This window comes from Rugosimonospora acidiphila (assembly GCF_039543385.1).
GTDB lineage: Bacteria > Actinomycetota > Actinomycetes > Mycobacteriales > Micromonosporaceae > Rugosimonospora > Rugosimonospora acidiphila.
Genome location: NZ_BAABJQ010000006.1, coordinates 225,902 through 240,571, shown reverse-complemented (window position 1 = coordinate 240,571; position 14,670 = coordinate 225,902). Strand labels below are relative to the sequence as shown.

The window sequence follows — 14,670 nt, the reverse complement described above, 5'->3', positions numbered from 1 at the left end:
TCAAGGGGGCGAGCGGCGCCGATAGCACCCATCCGGCGGTCGGCGCGTCATCCGGCGCGGCACGAGTGCGCGCCGTTTGGCCGCCATGCTGCGGATTCCGAGGGACGTCCTTTAAGATGGCGGCCACCGCGAGGTCCCGGATCGGGGGTTCGGGCCGATACTCACGGTGACGAACGCGCGATGCGACCACGCGCGTCAACAGGGGGCGGCGACCGCCCCGCCGTACATTAGACCCTCGGGTCTCCCAGCATGCAAGATCGAGGAAGGACTCACGGCCTGTGCAGGACACTTCTCAAACACTGCGATTGCCGGCTCCGTGGTCGGAGGCCCGCGTCACCGCGGTCGTGCCGACCTACAACGAGGCCGCGAATATGCAGGAGATGCTGAAGCGCCTGGCTGACCTGCCGCTTCCTAACCTCCGGGTCATCCTCGTCGATGACAACTCCCCGGATGGGACCGCGGACATCGCCGAGGAGATCGTGCGCGGGCTGGGCAAGCCCCACGAGGACATGCTCCATGTCGTCCGCCGCACCAGCAAAGATGGTCTGGGCAGGGCATATATCGCGGGCATGAAGGTGGCCCTGGAGCAGGGCGCGGAGTTCGTCGCGCAGCTCGACGCCGACCTCAGCCACGCCCCGGAGTACATCCCGCAGATGCTCGGGGTGCTGATGTCCACCGAGGCCGGGGTCGTCATCGGCAGCCGCTACGTGGCCGGCGGATCGCTGGCCGACGAGTGGAAGCTGCACCGCCGGCTGCTGTCGGGGTGGGCCAACTTCTACGTCAACATGATCCTCGGCATGGGCGTGAGAGATGCCACTGCCGGGTTCAAGCTGTGGCGCCGCGACGTGCTGGAGCGGATCCCGTTGGCAAAGCTGCGCAGCGATGGCTACAGCTTCCAGGTGGAGATGAACTACGAGTGCAAGCACCTCGGCTTCCCGCTGGTCGAGATCCCGATCCACTTCGAGGAGCGGCACTCGGGAGCCAGCAAGATGTCGACCAAGGTGAAGATCGAGTCGGCGAAGATCCCGCTCCAGTTGCGGTTCGGCAAGCGCGAACGCTGACCGTCCCGGTCGACCGCCTTGGCCCACCGGGGGTGATCACCGCTACGCTGCGGTGATGGATCCGGTGGATGTCGCCGACCCGCGCGCGCTGCGCAGGGCGGATTTCGCGGTGCTGCGTGAGCTGCCCACCCGCTGGTCCGACGACGACACCTATGGCCATGTGAACAACGTGGTCCATTATTTGATGTTCGACACCGCGGTCAACGGCTGGCTGATCGAGGCGAGCGGCACCGACATCCGGTCGCTGCCCGCGATCGGGCTGGTCGTCGAGACCTCCTGCCGGTACTTCGCCGAGCTGCGCTTCCCCGAGGTGGTGACCGCGGGCATCGGGCTCGAACGGCTCGGTAACACCAGCGTGGTGTACCGGCTCGCGCTGTTCGGGCAGCACGCCGAGCAGCCCGCCGCGGCGGGCCGGTTCGTGCATGTCTACGTGGACCGCACCTCGCGGCGGCCGGTACCGGTCCCCGACCCGATCCGCGCCGCGCTGACCCAACTGGGGCGCGACGCCCACGACTGAATCGCCCGACAACTGAACAAGGGAGAATCCGGTGCATGAGACCGTCTTCACCTACGGGGCGCCACAGCTGAAGTTCGGCGCGGGCGCCGCGGACGAGGTGGGCCACGACCTGAGCCAGTACGGGTGCCGTCGGGTCCTCGTGATCACCGACGAGGGGGTGGCGGCCACCGGCGCGCCGGACCGCGTCGCGGCGGGCATCCGTGAGCACGGCATCGACGCGCGGGTGTTCACCGGCGTGCGGGTGGAGCCGACCGACGCGTCGCTGCGCGATGCCATCGAGGCGGCCCGGGCGGAGGGGCCCTGGGACGGGTTCGTCGCGGTCGGCGGGGGCTCGAGCATCGACACGGCCAAGGCCGTCAACCTGCTCACCACGAACCCGGGCGAGTTGATGGACTACGTGAACCCACCGGTCGGGGCCGGCCGGGCGCCGAGCGAGCCGCTGCGCCCCCTGGTGGCGGTGCCGACGACCACCGGTACGGGGTCGGAGAGCACCACGATCTGCGTGCTGGACGTGCTGCACCTGAAGGTGAAGACGGGCATCAGCCACGCGCGGCTGCGCCCCACGCTGGCGGTGGTCGACCCGCTGCTGAGCCTGACCCAACCGCCCGAGGTGACCGCCGCGTGCGGCATGGACATCCTGTGCCACGCGCTGGAGAGCTGGACGGCCAAGCCCTACACCGCGTTCGAGCGCAAGCGGCCGGAGCAGCGGGTGCCGTACTGCGGGGCGAATCCGGTGGCGGACATGTGGGCCGAGCGCGCGCTCCGGCTGCTGGCGCGCTCGCTGCGCACGGCCGTGCTCGACGGCTCGGATGTGGGCGCGCGCACGGACATGGCGATGGCGGCCACCTTCGCCGGCATGGGCTTCGGCAACGCCGGAGTGCACCTGCCGCACGCCAACGCGTACCCGATCGCCGGCGGGGTGCGCGAGTTTCGGCCGGGTGGGTACCCGGACGCCGAACCGATGGTGCCGCACGGGATGGCGGTGGCCCTGACCGCACCGGAGGCGCTGCGCTTCACCTTCGGCGCCGATCCGGCCCGCCATCTGGACGCCGCGGATCTGCTCGTCGATGCCTCCACTGTGGACTCGTCTACTGTGGACGATCCGGCTGAGCGGTTGCCGTCCATCCTGCTGAACCTGATGCGTGACATCGGCATGCCGAACGGGATCGGTGCGGTCGGCTACCGGGAAGGCGACATCGACACCCTGGTGAGCGGGGCCCAGCAACAGCAGCGGCTGCTGGCCACCGCGCCCCGGGCCGCGAACGAGGACGATCTGGCCGGCATCTTCCGCCGCTCGCTCACCCTCTGGTAGCGCCCGAGCACGGGTCCGGGTGAGAAACACCCGGCCGGGCTCACCCGGATCGGATGAGCCCGGCGGCTTCTCACCGCCTCACGGCGTCAGCCCGGCGACACTGGAGCCGACGCCAGGAGGGGTGGTATGGCCGGGCAGCAGACTCAGGTTCGCCGCGCTACGCCCGCCGATCCCATGCCGGGGGTCTCCAAGGACGAGAGTCTGCCCCCGCGCGACGCGCGCAACCTGCCACCCGAACTGGGGTCGGACGCCATCGCGGTGGTCGCCGGGCGCACCTTCATGTACTCCAACCACGTCGGTGACATCCCGGCCGGCACCATCGGTGGCCTGGTCCACGCCGACACCAGGCTGCTCAACAAATGGATCCTCACCATCAACGGGATCCCGCTGTACTCGCTGCGCTCGGGGGTGGTCGAGCACTTCGGCGCCTCGTTCCTGCTCACCAATCCGCCGATGCCCGGCCTGCTCGCCAACACCCTGGGGGTGCGCCGTCGCCGGCTGCTGGGCGACGGGTTCCGGGAGGAGATCGAGATCCGCTCCTTCGCCGAGGAGCCGCTCGACCTTGAGCTGCGGATCGCCATCGGCAATGACTTCGCCGACCTGTTCGAGATGAAGAGCAGGGTGCGCGACCGGTCCGCGCAGATCGAACGCGACCACGCCCCCGACAACTGCCGGGTACACCTGAGCTACCGCAACGAGCAGTTCGAGGCGCACACGGTCGTCGACGCGTACCCGGCGGCCACCCTGATCGACGGTGACGACCTGGTCTGGCGGCTGCGCCTCGAGCCCGGCAAGGAGTGGCGCTGCGACCTGGACGTGCCGCTGAGCCACTCGCCCCGGCAATCGGAGCCGCCGGTGCGCAACCTCGACGAGATGGAGCGATCCGCCGGTGACCCGGTGACCAAGTGGCGGGAGGAACTGCCCCACATCTCCAGCGACTCGGAGCTGGTCAAGAGGGCGACCCGGACCGCCACCCGGGACCTGGTCTCGCTGCGCATCCGGGCCACCGCCGACGAGACGAAAATCCTGATGCCGGCCGCCGGCCTGCCCTGGTACCTCACCACGTTCGGCCGGGACACCCTCATCACCGCGTACCAGACGTCCAGCCTCGGCACCACCCTGGCGAAGGGCGGCCTGCTCGCGCTCGCCTCGAAGCAGGGCAAGTTCTGCGACGACTTCCGGGACGAGGAACCGGGCAAGATGCCGCACGAGATCCGTAGCGGCGAGCTGACCCAGCTCGGACAGCTGCCCTACAGCCCGTACTACGGCGGGGTCGACACCACCGCGCTGTGGCTGATCCTGCTCTCCGAGTTCTGGCGGTGGACCCTCGACGAGGAGTTCGTCCGGTCCATGCGCGACACCGCGCTGGCCGCGTTGAACTGGATCGATGAGTACGGTGACCGGGACGGCGACGGTTACGTCGAGTACCAGACCCGCTCGCCGCAGGGCCTGGGCAACCAGTGCTGGCGCGACTCCTGGGAGGGGGTGCAGTCGGCGGACGGTTCGATCCCGGTGCTGCCGATCGCGACCTGCGAGACCCAGGGGTATGTCTACGACGCCAAGCTGCGGCTGGCCGAGCTGGCCGACGGCCCGCTGCGGGACGCCGAACTCGCGGCCCGGCTGCGCCGGGATGCCGGCGAGCTGTTCGAGCGGTTCAACCGGGACTTCTGGATTGACGACCGGGGCGGCTACTACGCGATCGGGCTGGACGGCGACAAGCGCAAGATCGATTCGCTGACCTCCAACATCGGCCATCTGCTCTGGTCGGGGATCGTGCCCGAGGACCGGGCGCGGGCGGTGGCCGACCGGCTGATGTCGGATGCGATGTTCTCCGGCTGGGGAGTGCGCACGCTGTCCGCGCTCGACACCGGGTACAACCCGATCGGATACCACCACGGCACGGTGTGGCCGCACGACAACTCGATCATCGCGGTCGGCCTGGGCCGGTACGGGTTCCGGGAGGAGGCGAACCGGATCATCATGGCGATGCTGGAGGCCTCCGAATTCTCCGAGTACCGGCTGCCCGAGGTGCTTTCCGGGTACCCGCGCTCACGCGCCATCTTCCCGGTCCCGTTCCCGACGGCCTGTAGTCCACAGGCGTGGGCCAGCGGCGCCCCGCTGCTGTTCGTGCGCACCATGCTCGGTCTGCGTACCACCCAGGGCCGGGTCGAGGTGGACCCGTGCCTGCCCGACGGCATCGAGCACATCCACATCTCCGGGCTGCACGCCTTCGGTAAGCAGTGGGACGTCGACGCCAGCGGCACCACAGGCGAGATCCGCCCGGCCCGCTGAGAGCCGCCGGGCGTGCCATCCTTGTGACGTGAGCGACCGTGGCGCAGCCGACTGGAGCACGAGGGACCCCACCGGCGGTGCCGGTCGGGGCCGGCGAGCGGCCGGGCCGCGTCGGCTGCTCGGCGTGGCGGCCGCGGCCGCGGCGGCGGCTGGTGTGGCCGGGCTCGCGGCGGCCTGGGTGGCGCGCGACGTGTCGGCCGCCTACGGCGCGAGCCCGGAGCAGGTCCGCGCGCGGCTCCCGCACTCGCCTCAGCTGCGTGGCAACGTGTTCCACAACCGGGAACAGACCCGCACCCTGATGCCCGAAACCGGCCAGAGCACGCTGCGCGAGCTGCTCTTCGGCGGGCAGCGACGCAAGCCGTCCGGCCCCATCCCGGTGCTGGCCCCGCCGGCCGCGCCGGCCCGTGCCGGCCTGCAGGTCACCTGGTACGGTCACGCCTCCGCGCTGCTGGAGATCGGGGACCGGCGGGTGCTCGTGGACCCGGTCTGGAGCCCGCGCTGCTCTCCCTCCCCGCTGGCCGGCCCGCGCCGGCTGCACCCGGTGCCGGTGCCGCTGGACCTGCTGCCGGAGCTGGACGCGATCCTCATCTCCCATGATCACTACGACCACCTGGACATGCCGACCGTGCAGTTGCTGGTGGGCACGCAGTCCGCACCGTTCGTGGTACCGCTCGGGGTCGGTGCGCACCTGGACCGGTGGGGCGTACCGCCCGAGCGGATCATCGAGCTGGACTGGGACGGGTCGGTCGAGTTGGCCGGCGGGCTGCGGCTGACCGCCACGCCGGCCCGGCACTTCTCCGGCCGCCTGCTGACCAAGCGCAACTACACGCTGTGGTGCTCATGGGTGGTTTCCGCCCCGGTGCCGGGCGGCGTCACCCGGCGCGTCTACTACACGGGCGATACCGGCTACTTCGACGGCTACCCGGGAATAGCCGAGGCGTACGGGCCGTTCGACGCCACCCTGATCCAGGTCGGCGCCTACGACGCGCGCTGGCCGGAGATTCACATGACCCCCGAGGAGGCCGTCCAGGCCCACCTCGAGCTGCGCGGCGGCCTGCTCATCCCGGTGCACTGGGCGACCTTCGTGCTGGCTTTCCACGCCTGGTCCGAGCCGGTCGACCGGCTCTGGCAGGAGGCCAAGGCGCGCGGTGTGACCCTGGCCGTGCCCCGGCCCGGCGAGCGCGTCGACGTGGACTCCCCGCCGCCCGTGGACGGCTGGTGGCAGGCGATCGCGTAGCCGCCGCCGGCCCGTCGCGGGCCACCTCGCGGAGTGTTCGTCGTCTCAACCGCTGGGGTCGCATCGACCGGTCGGCGACAATTTCCTTATGGGGATCTTGCACGTCTTCGACATGGACGGAACGCTGCTGCGCGGCACCACGGCCAGCCTTCAGGTGGCCCGCCAGCTGGGTAACGTCGCCGAGCTGATCGCGTTGGAGACCCAGTTCAGCACCGGGGAGATCGACGCGATCGGGTACGCGGCCACCGTCCACGCGCTGTGGCAGGGGCTGACGGCCGAGCCGGTGGCGGCCGCGTTCGCCGCCAGCCCGTGGGTGGGCGGGATCGACGAGGTGTGCGCGGACATCCGGCGGCGCGGCGAGCGGTCGGTGGTGATCACTCTGTCGCCCGACTTCTTCGCCACCCTGCTGCTGGAGCGCGGCTTCGATGAGGTGGTGGCCTCGCGGTTTCCGCCGCTGCCCTCGACCGCGCCGCTCGACCCGTCCGGGCTGCTCGCCCCGGCCGACAAGGTCACGGTCGTCGACGAGCTGCTGGCACGCTACGGGATCCCCAGGTCGCGCTGCGTCGCGTACGGCGACTCGATGTCCGACGCCCCGCTGTTCCGGCACCTCGACGCGACCGTGGCGGTCAACGCCGACCACCATCTCATCGGGATCGCCGCGGCCAGCTACCAGGGCGACGACCTGACCGAGGCGTACGCGCTGGGCCGGTCGCTGCTGCTGCCCCGTCCCCGCGCGGCCGAGGCCGGGGCGGACAGCCGAGCCGGCGCGGCCGGGCCGGACAGCGGAACCGGCGTGCTGCCCGCCGGCTGAGCGCCCCGCGCGCCGGTCAGGGAACGCGGGACTGATCGGCCACCCGGTGGCGCACCGCCCAGAGCGCGGCCTCGGTGCGCGAGGAGGACCGGGTCTTGCGCAACAGGTTCGACACGTGCACGGTCACGGTACGGATCGAGATGCCCAGCGAGCGCGCCACCTGCTTGTTGGACATGCCCGCGGCGAGGCAGGCGAGCACCTCTACCTCCCGGGCGGTCAGCGCTCCGGCGAGCTCCGGGCGCGGCTCGGTGGCCAGCAACTCGGTCAGCCGGTACGGGTTCCCGCCGGTGCTGCGGTACGCCGCCTCGACCATGTGCGCCGCCACCGGCGTGCCGTACGCCTGGCGGAGCAGCGTGGACACCTCCGGCTCGGTGAGCGGGTGCAGGTGCTGGCGGATCGCGTCGGGCCCACCGGTGAGCCTGGCCAGGGTACGGGCGACCAGCTGCGGGGCCAGCGCCTGGCCGGGCAGCCGGCTGGTGACCAGGAGCAGGGCCGGCAGGTTCGGCGCGGCGGCCAGCTCGCCGACCAGGTTGAGGCTGGCCGGGTCCAGCGCGTGCAGGTCCTCGACCACGATGACGGTGGGCCCCGGGCCGGCCAGGGCACGTACCGTCTGCACCGCCAGGCGCAGCAGCGCACCGGGGGCGTACCGGCGGGCCGGCGCCGACGGCTGCTGTGCCAGCCAGGCCAGGGCGTCGGGCGGGATGTCGAGCTGTGCGGTGCCCCGGCCGCTGAGCACCGCGGCCAACCAGTCGTACGGCGCCGGGGAGTGCACGCGCGCCCCGCCGGCGAGTACCGTACCGGGGCGTGGCCGCATGGCGTCGATCGCACATCGTACGAGCAGGCTCTTGCCCGAGCCCGCCTCGCCGGTGATGACCGCTATCCCGCGTCTTACCTGCGGATCCATTGCCGGGTACAGTCGTGACCAGACGCTGGTCAGTTCGGCCAGCTCGTCCGCCCGACCGACCATGGGCACCGGGATCATCGCTCTACCATACGTAGTACTGCGTACAGACTTCTCCGAGCATTGTTTGACAAGCTGTCCATCATGAACGCTGCCGACCTCGCCGGCTCCGCACAGTCCGCCGGCGCCGCAGGCCTTGCCGGCCCCGCTCCGTCCGTGATTCTGCGTGCCGTCGTGCTGACCGACCGTGGTCTGCGTCGGGACTCCAACGAGGATGCCGCCTACGCCGGCCAGCGGCTGATAGTGCTCGCCGACGGTGTCGGCGGGCTGCCCGGCGGCGAGGTCGCCAGCCAGATAGCCGTCGAGACGCTCAGCGGGCTCGACCGGCAATTGCCGTCCGGCCAGGGTGCGCTGGACGCGTTGCAGGCCGCGGTCGAGGTCGCCCGCGCGCGCATCGGCGAGGCGAGCGTCAGCGACCCGTCGCTGACCGGCATGAGCACCACGCTGACCGGGATGCTGATGGTGGCCGACCGGATCACGATGGTCCACATTGGAGACTCGCGGGCATACCTGCTGCGCGGCGGCGTGCTCGGCCAGTTGACCCGGGACGACAGCTACGTGCAGATGCTCATCGACGAGGGCGCGATAACGCCCGAGCAGGCCCGGGTGCACCCGCAGCGCTCGCTGGTCAGCCAGGTCCTCCAGGATCACCCGGCCCGCCCGGCGTACACGGTGTTGCGGCCGGACCCGGGCGACCGGTTCCTGCTGTGCAGTGACGGCCTGTCTGATGTGGTGGAGGACGGGCAGATCGGTTTCACTCTGCGTACCGTCCCTGATCGCGACGAGTGCGCCCGGGAGCTCGTCCGGCTCGCGCTGGACGGTGGCGGCCCGGACAACATCACGGTCGTCGTGGCCGACGTGTACGCCGCCGCCAACGGTGACGCGGCCGTCATCGACGACGCGGCACCGCCCTCGACGGTATTCGCGGCCGAGGACCCCCCGACGGGTGAGACTCCGATCGCGGTGTGACGCCGCCCGACCGGTCGTCCACTGTGGACGCAAGGGCGGATGAGCGGATGGGCGCATGGACACCTGGGCGCAGGGGAGGCGTCACGGGAGCGGAGATCGGCTCCGGGTGAGGAGCGCGGCGCCCCGGCGACCGTGTCCCGGCCAACGCCTCCGGCGAGGTCGGGGTGCGCGGGACGCGTTCGTGACACGATGACCTCATGCGCGTAGGGATCATCGGGTACGGGCTGGCCGGGCGGGTCTTTCACGGGCGGCTGCTGGCGCACACCGAGGCGGCCGAGGTCGTCGCCGTGACCACCCGCGACCCCGAGCGGCAGGCCGCCGCCGAGCGGGATTTTCCCGGCTTGACCTGCTTCCGCACCGTGGGGGAGATGCTCGCCACCGCGCGGCTCGACCTCGCCGTGGTCGCGACGGTCCCCTCGGCCCATCCGGACAACGCGATCGAGTGCCTGTCCGCCGGCGTGGCCACCGTGGTGGACAAGCCGCTCGCCGTCGACGCGGGCGCCGCCGCCGGGATAGTCGCGGCGGCGGGCGACACCCCGCTGACCGTGTTCCAGAACCGCCGGTGGGACGCCGACCAGCTCACCCTGCGCCGGCTGCTCTCGCACGACCGGCTGGGGCACGTGCTGCGGTACGAGTCGCGGCTGGAGCGCTGGCGACCGCTGGTCGATCCGGCCAGGTGGCGCGACATCAACGGGCCGGCGGAGGGCGGCGGGGTGCTGCTCGACCTCGGCAGCCACCTCGTCGACCAGGCGTTGACCCTGTTCGGGCCGGTGCGCAGCGTGTACGGGGAGGTGGCGACCCGCCGCGGCGGGCAACCGCCGGAGCTGTCCGTGGCCTCCGGCGACGATGACGCGTTCGTCGCCCTGGAGCATGCCGACGGTACCCGCTCCCACCTGTGGTGCAGTTCCGTCGCGGCGACGGCCGGGCCCCGGCTGCGCGTGCTGGGCTCGGCGGCCGGCTACGTCGTGGACGAGGTGGACGGCCAGGAGGACTCCCTGCGCGCCGGTGCGCCGGCGGGCGAGGCCGCGCCGAAGGTCGGCTGGTTGGTGCGCGGGGCGGAGCGCGAGTCGGTGGATCCGGAGCGGGGTCGCTGGGACTCCTTCTACTCCACGGTGGGCTCGGCCCTACGCGACGGCGGCCCGATGCCGGTGGATCCGATGGACGCGGTGCGGGCGCTGGAGGTCATCGACGCGGCCCGGCGTTCGGCACGCAACACAGAGATCGTCCGGCTCGGGTAGCCCACCCGGGACCGGACCGGGGGGCCGGATGCGGTCCGGCCGCCCTCGCCGCGTCCGGCGGGCGGCCGAACCGGGCCTGGAATGAACGGACCCGTCCGGAGGACGCGCTCGCGCCCCCCGGACGGGTTGTTGTCTTTCCCGCCCGCGACCGGCCACACCCCTGTACCGACCGCACGACCTACGGTACAGAGGTCGGATGGCCAGCGCGTCGCGGGGCTGTGTCGGTGTTGTAAACACGACTCGTCTCAGTCGAGCCGGACGATCATCTTTCCGGTGTTGTCGCCCTGCAGAACGCCGAGAAACGCGTCGGCGGCGTGCTCGATGCCGTCCACCACGGTCTCATCGAACCGGATTTTGCCCTCGCGTAGCCATCCGCTCATTTCCGCGACGAATTCCGGCATTCGATTCCAATGATCGCCAACCAGAAAGCCGCGCAGGGTCAGCCGCTTTCCGATCAACAGCGACAGGTTGCTCGGGCCGGGCACCGGCGAGTCGGCGTTGTACACCGAGATCGCGCCGCACACCGCCACCCGGCCGCCCCGGCGCAGCCGGTCGATCGCGGCCGCGAGGTGATCCCCGCCGACGTTGTCGAAGTACACGTCGATCCCGTCCGGGGCGGCCAGCGCCAGCGACTCGCCGACCGGGGCGTCCTGGTAGTTGAACGCCGCGTCGAAGCCCAGCCCCTCCAGGTACCGGACCTTGGCCGCCGACCCGGCGCTGCCGATCACCCGGCTCGCCCCGCGCAGCTTGGCGATCTGCCCGGCCAGGCTGCCGACCGCGCCGGCGGCGGACGAGACGAAGACCCGCTCGCCCGGTTGCATGCCGGCGATGTCCAGCACGCCGACGTACGCGGTCAGCCCGGGCACGCCCAGCGCGCCCAGGTACACCGACGGGCTCAGCCCGGCCTGCGGGCGCAGCGCGGTGACCTTGGTCGCCTCCAGCACCGCGTACTCGCGCCAGCCGCGGCTGTGCAGCACCAGCTCGCCGGCCGTCAGTTCGGGCGCCTCGGACTCGATGACTTCGCCCACGGCGGCGCCGTCCATCACCTCCCCGACCCGGTATGGCGGAACGTACGATTCGGCGTCCTTCATCCGTCCGCGCATGTACGGGTCAACGGACAGGAATCGGTTTCGGATCAGCACCTGGCCGGGGCCAAGAACGGGGACAGTGGCCTCTACCAGCGCGAAGTTGTCCAGCGTAGGCTTGCCTTGGGGGCGTGAGGCGAGATGAATTTCACGACTGATCAGGGTAGACACGCGGCCAGCCTACGGCCGGTTCAGTATGGCTCCGTAGCGCGAGGAGAATGTGACAGCCCGCGAAACGCCAGTGGGCCGCGCCCGATCGAATGTGGTAGAAAGGGCAAGCTTGCTGCGCGACCCATGGGTTCCTCACTACCGGAGTAGAGCCGCCGGGAGGTTCAATGTCCACCTTGACGATCACCGTCCGCTCGGACAGTAACGGGGCGGTGCAGGTCAACCCCGCCGGCGAGGTCGACGCCGACAACTGTCATGAGCTGCGAGAGAGGGTCGCGAGCATGCTCGCCACCGAGCCGCCGCCGCTGATCAACGTGGACATGTCGTTGGTGCCGTTCATCGACTCGGTGGGTATCGGTGCCCTGGTGGCCTGCTACCACACGGCCGCCGCCAGCGGCACCCGGCTGGTGGTCAGCAACCCCACCGCCTACGTGCACCGGATCCTGTACATCTCTGGCCTGCTGGGCCTTTTCGGCTCGCCCGCGCGGCTGCCCGAGCGCGGCCGCCGCCCGCTGCCGACCGGCTGATCGCCGCCGCGTGACGGGGCCGCCCCGGGACGCCCCGAAACGGGGCTGCCCGGGACGCGAGGCCGCGTCAGGGCCGTGGCCGCCCCGGGACCCTCACTCAGTGCCAGCTCTCGTCGGTACCGACCGTGGTGAGCCGCTGGGTGGCCCGGGACAGCGCGACGTAGAGGGTACGCACGCCCGACGGTGACTCCGCGACGATCGCCGCCGGCTCCACCACCAGTACCCCGTCATACTCCATGCCCTTGCTCTCCAGGCTGTTGACGGTCTGCAGGCGGTCCGGGTCCAGCCCGGCCACCCAGCCGGCGACCAGGTCCTTCGTGGCCTGTGTGGCGATCACGCCGACCGTGCCGTCGACCTCGGCCAGCAGGTCCCGCGCGGCCTCGCGCACCGCCGGTTCGAGGTCGTCGGTCAGGACGTGGCGGGGCGGCACCCCACTGCGCCGCACAGCGGTCGGCAACTCGATCTCCGGCTCGGCCCGGCGCACCACGTCCGCGGCCACCGCGAAGATTTCTTCCGAGTTCCGGTAGTTCGTGGTCAGCGCGTACTCGGATCGCCGGCGGCTGCCCAGCGCCGCGTTGCGGGCCCGGCGCGCCTCGGCCGGATCGCCGTGCCAGGCGGACTGCGCCGGATCCCCGACGACCGTCCAGCTCGCGAACTCGGCGCGCCGGCCGATCATGCGCCACTGCATCGGCGAGACGTCCTGCGACTCGTCCACCACCACGTGCGCGTACTCGCGGTAGTCGTCCGGTCGCTCCAGGGCGGCGGCCCGGGACGCCGCGACCCGGTCCGCGTGCGTGGTCACCTCACGCACCCCGCCCACCATGAACGGGTCGCCCCGCCGCTTGGCCGGCGCGGGCGGCGTGCCCAGCAGTTCGTCCAGCTCGTCCAGCAGCGGAACGTCCTGGATCGACGGGCCGTCGGCGGCCAGCCCGGCCAGGGATCGGGTCAGCATCCTGATCTCCCGGTTGGACAGCAGCCCCTCTGAGTACCGGCGGGCCCGTTCCGGGTCGGCCAGCCAACCCAGCACGTCCACCGGCCGCAGCCGCGGCCACCAGGCCCGCATGAAGCCGATGAACTCGCGGCGCTCGGCGGTGTCCGAGGCGAACTCCGGGCGCTGCTGGACCGCGGGCGCGCCGAGCAACTCGACCGCCTGGCGCCACAGCGCGTCCAGCACGTACCCGGCCGCCTTGGCCCGCACCGCGTTGCGCTTGGGGCCGCCGGACATCACGGTGTCACGCAGCCCACGCAGCGCCCGCGCGTCCAGCCGCAGCAGCGTGCCCCGGTACAGCAGGCGCAGCTCGTCGGGGGTGTCGGGGCTGGCGTCCCGGGCCGCCCGGGACAGCACGCGGCTCATCCGCAGCGAGCCCTTGATCAGGGCCACCTCGTCCGGATCGTGCCGGGTCGCCTCGGTGCCCACCACCATCGAGCCCAGCGAGCGCAGGGTCACGTCGTCCTCGCCGAGGGAGGGCAGCACCCGGGCGATGTAGGTCACGAACACCGGCGACGGCCCGACCACGAGCACGCCTCCGCCGGCGAACCGCTGCCGGTCGGCGTAGAGCAGGTACGCGACCCGGTGCAGCGCGACGGCGGTCTTGCCGGTACCGGGTCCGCCGCGCACGATCGTCACGCCGAGGGCGGGGGAGCGGATCGCCTCGTCCTGCTCCCGTTGGATGGTGGCGACGATGTCGCGCATGCCCGTACCGGTGGCCCGTGCCAGCGTCGCGACCAGCGCGCCGTCGCCGACCACCCGCATGCCCGGCGGGGCGGCCTCGGGGTCGAGCAGGTCGTCCTCGATGCCGGTGACCCGCTCGCCGGTGGACTGGATCATCCGGCGCCGCACCACGCCGAGCGGATCGACCGGGGTGGCCCGGTAGAAGGGTGCCGCGGCCGGTGCCCGCCAGTCGATCACCAGCGGGCTGGCGTCGGTGTCGCGAAGCCCGATCCGCCCGATGTACCGCACCTCGCCGAGGCCGCTGGCCGCGTTCCCGGGGCCGGGGTCCGCGTTCCCGTCGCCGGGGTCCTCGCCCGCGGTGCCGGTGGCCCCTGCGGCCGGGTCTCCGGTGGCCGGGCCTCCAGTAGCCAAGGCTCCGGTCTCGTTCGCGCCGGCCGGAGTGGCGGAGGGCGCCACGCCGTCGCCGGCTCGATCCTCGAATTCGTCAGCGGTGATCTCCGCGTCGGCGGCGCCGTTCGCGCTCGGCTGCAGGTCGAGCCGGCCGAAGACCAGGCCGTCGTGCTCGGCGTCGAGCAGCCGCCGGCGGCGGGCGGCATGGAAGACCATGGCGTCCCGCTCGACCAGCGCGGCGAAGTTGCCGGCCCGGGCGATCCCGTAGCCGGCGGTCTCGCTGGCGGCCGCCTCCTTCTTGATGACCGTCAGCCGCGCGTACACGCGGTCGACGTGGCGCTGCTCGGCGGCGATCTCCTCGGCCACGTGGCCGGAGTCGGCGCGGCCGGGCGCGGGATCCGGGCGGTTTGGGTGTCGTTGGTCGGTCAAG

General features: G+C 71.9%; 12 protein-coding genes. 9 read left to right on the top strand and 3 right to left on the bottom strand.

Annotated features, from left to right (window positions below):
- Window positions 1-278: 278 nt before the first annotated feature.
- The 6 genes from ABEA87_RS13250 (at window position 279) to ABEA87_RS13225 (ending at window position 7,230) form a co-directional block, all read left to right on the top strand.
- Window positions 279-1,061, top strand: coding sequence for a polyprenol monophosphomannose synthase (locus ABEA87_RS13250; RefSeq protein ID WP_345629306.1), 783 nt, complete (start codon window positions 279-281; stop codon window positions 1,059-1,061).
- A 55-nt stretch (window positions 1,062-1,116) separates the two neighbouring features.
- Window positions 1,117-1,578, top strand: coding sequence for an acyl-CoA thioesterase (locus tag ABEA87_RS13245; RefSeq protein ID WP_345629304.1), 462 nt, complete (start codon window positions 1,117-1,119; stop codon window positions 1,576-1,578).
- Between the two features lie 31 nt (window positions 1,579-1,609).
- Complete coding sequence (locus ABEA87_RS13240; RefSeq protein ID WP_345629302.1) at window positions 1,610-2,890, top strand: hydroxyacid-oxoacid transhydrogenase; 1,281 nt, start codon at window positions 1,610-1,612, stop codon at window positions 2,888-2,890.
- Between the two features lie 126 nt (window positions 2,891-3,016).
- Window positions 3,017-5,182, top strand: a complete 2,166-nt coding sequence (locus ABEA87_RS13235) for an amylo-alpha-1,6-glucosidase (RefSeq protein WP_345629300.1) — start codon at window positions 3,017-3,019, stop codon at window positions 5,180-5,182.
- Between the two features lie 115 nt (window positions 5,183-5,297).
- The gene (locus tag ABEA87_RS13230; RefSeq protein WP_425570877.1) at window positions 5,298-6,419 is read left to right on the top strand and encodes an MBL fold metallo-hydrolase; all 1,122 of its coding nucleotides are present in this window, start codon (window positions 5,298-5,300) and stop codon (window positions 6,417-6,419) included.
- Window positions 6,420-6,507: 88 nt separating this feature from the next.
- Window positions 6,508-7,230 (top strand): HAD-IB family phosphatase, encoded by a 723-nt coding sequence (locus ABEA87_RS13225; RefSeq protein WP_345629298.1) that lies wholly within the window; start codon window positions 6,508-6,510, stop codon window positions 7,228-7,230.
- Between the two features lie 16 nt (window positions 7,231-7,246).
- Here ABEA87_RS13225 and ABEA87_RS13220 read toward each other — a convergent pair whose 3' ends face one another.
- Entirely contained in the window at window positions 7,247-8,212 is a 966-nt protein-coding gene (locus ABEA87_RS13220; protein WP_345629296.1) for a LuxR C-terminal-related transcriptional regulator, read from the bottom strand.
- A gap of 63 nt (window positions 8,213-8,275) precedes the next feature.
- Here ABEA87_RS13220 and ABEA87_RS13215 point away from each other — a divergent pair, with 63 nt between their 5' ends.
- Both ABEA87_RS13215 and ABEA87_RS13210 read left to right on the top strand, forming a co-directional pair.
- On the top strand, window positions 8,276-9,160 hold the full coding sequence (locus ABEA87_RS13215; RefSeq protein WP_345629294.1) for a PP2C family protein-serine/threonine phosphatase: 885 nt from the start codon (window positions 8,276-8,278) through the stop codon (window positions 9,158-9,160).
- A gap of 197 nt (window positions 9,161-9,357) precedes the next feature.
- Complete coding sequence (locus tag ABEA87_RS13210; RefSeq protein WP_345629292.1) at window positions 9,358-10,398, top strand: Gfo/Idh/MocA family protein; 1,041 nt, start codon at window positions 9,358-9,360, stop codon at window positions 10,396-10,398.
- 245 nt (window positions 10,399-10,643) lie between these two features.
- On the opposite strand, the gene ABEA87_RS13205 is transcribed toward ABEA87_RS13210, so the two are convergent.
- Entirely contained in the window at window positions 10,644-11,654 is a 1,011-nt protein-coding gene (locus tag ABEA87_RS13205; RefSeq protein WP_345629291.1) for an NADP-dependent oxidoreductase, read from the bottom strand.
- Between the two features lie 164 nt (window positions 11,655-11,818).
- Here ABEA87_RS13205 and ABEA87_RS13200 point away from each other — a divergent pair, with 164 nt between their 5' ends.
- Window positions 11,819-12,178, top strand: coding sequence for an STAS domain-containing protein (locus ABEA87_RS13200; RefSeq protein ID WP_345629289.1), 360 nt, complete (start codon window positions 11,819-11,821; stop codon window positions 12,176-12,178).
- A gap of 97 nt (window positions 12,179-12,275) precedes the next feature.
- Here ABEA87_RS13200 and ABEA87_RS13195 read toward each other — a convergent pair whose 3' ends face one another.
- Window positions 12,276-14,606: a HelD family protein gene (locus tag ABEA87_RS13195; protein WP_345629590.1), complete on the bottom strand. Its 2,331-nt coding sequence runs from the start codon at window positions 14,604-14,606 to the stop codon at window positions 12,276-12,278.
- Window positions 14,607-14,670 lie beyond the last annotated feature (64 nt).

Coding starts and splice junctions, on each gene's coding strand:
- ABEA87_RS13200 (WP_345629289.1), top strand. CDS start 11,819: ATGTCCACCTTGACGATCACCGTCCGCTCGGACAGTAACGGGGCGGTG.
- ABEA87_RS13245 (WP_345629304.1), top strand. CDS start 1,117: ATGGATCCGGTGGATGTCGCCGACCCGCGCGCGCTGCGCAGGGCGGAT.
- ABEA87_RS13220 (WP_345629296.1), bottom strand. CDS start 8,212: ATGATCCCGGTGCCCATGGTCGGTCGGGCGGACGAGCTGGCCGAACTG.
- ABEA87_RS13210 (WP_345629292.1), top strand. CDS start 9,358: ATGCGCGTAGGGATCATCGGGTACGGGCTGGCCGGGCGGGTCTTTCAC.
- ABEA87_RS13215 (WP_345629294.1), top strand. CDS start 8,276: ATGAACGCTGCCGACCTCGCCGGCTCCGCACAGTCCGCCGGCGCCGCA.
- ABEA87_RS13235 (WP_345629300.1), top strand. CDS start 3,017: ATGGCCGGGCAGCAGACTCAGGTTCGCCGCGCTACGCCCGCCGATCCC.
- ABEA87_RS13225 (WP_345629298.1), top strand. CDS start 6,508: ATGGGGATCTTGCACGTCTTCGACATGGACGGAACGCTGCTGCGCGGC.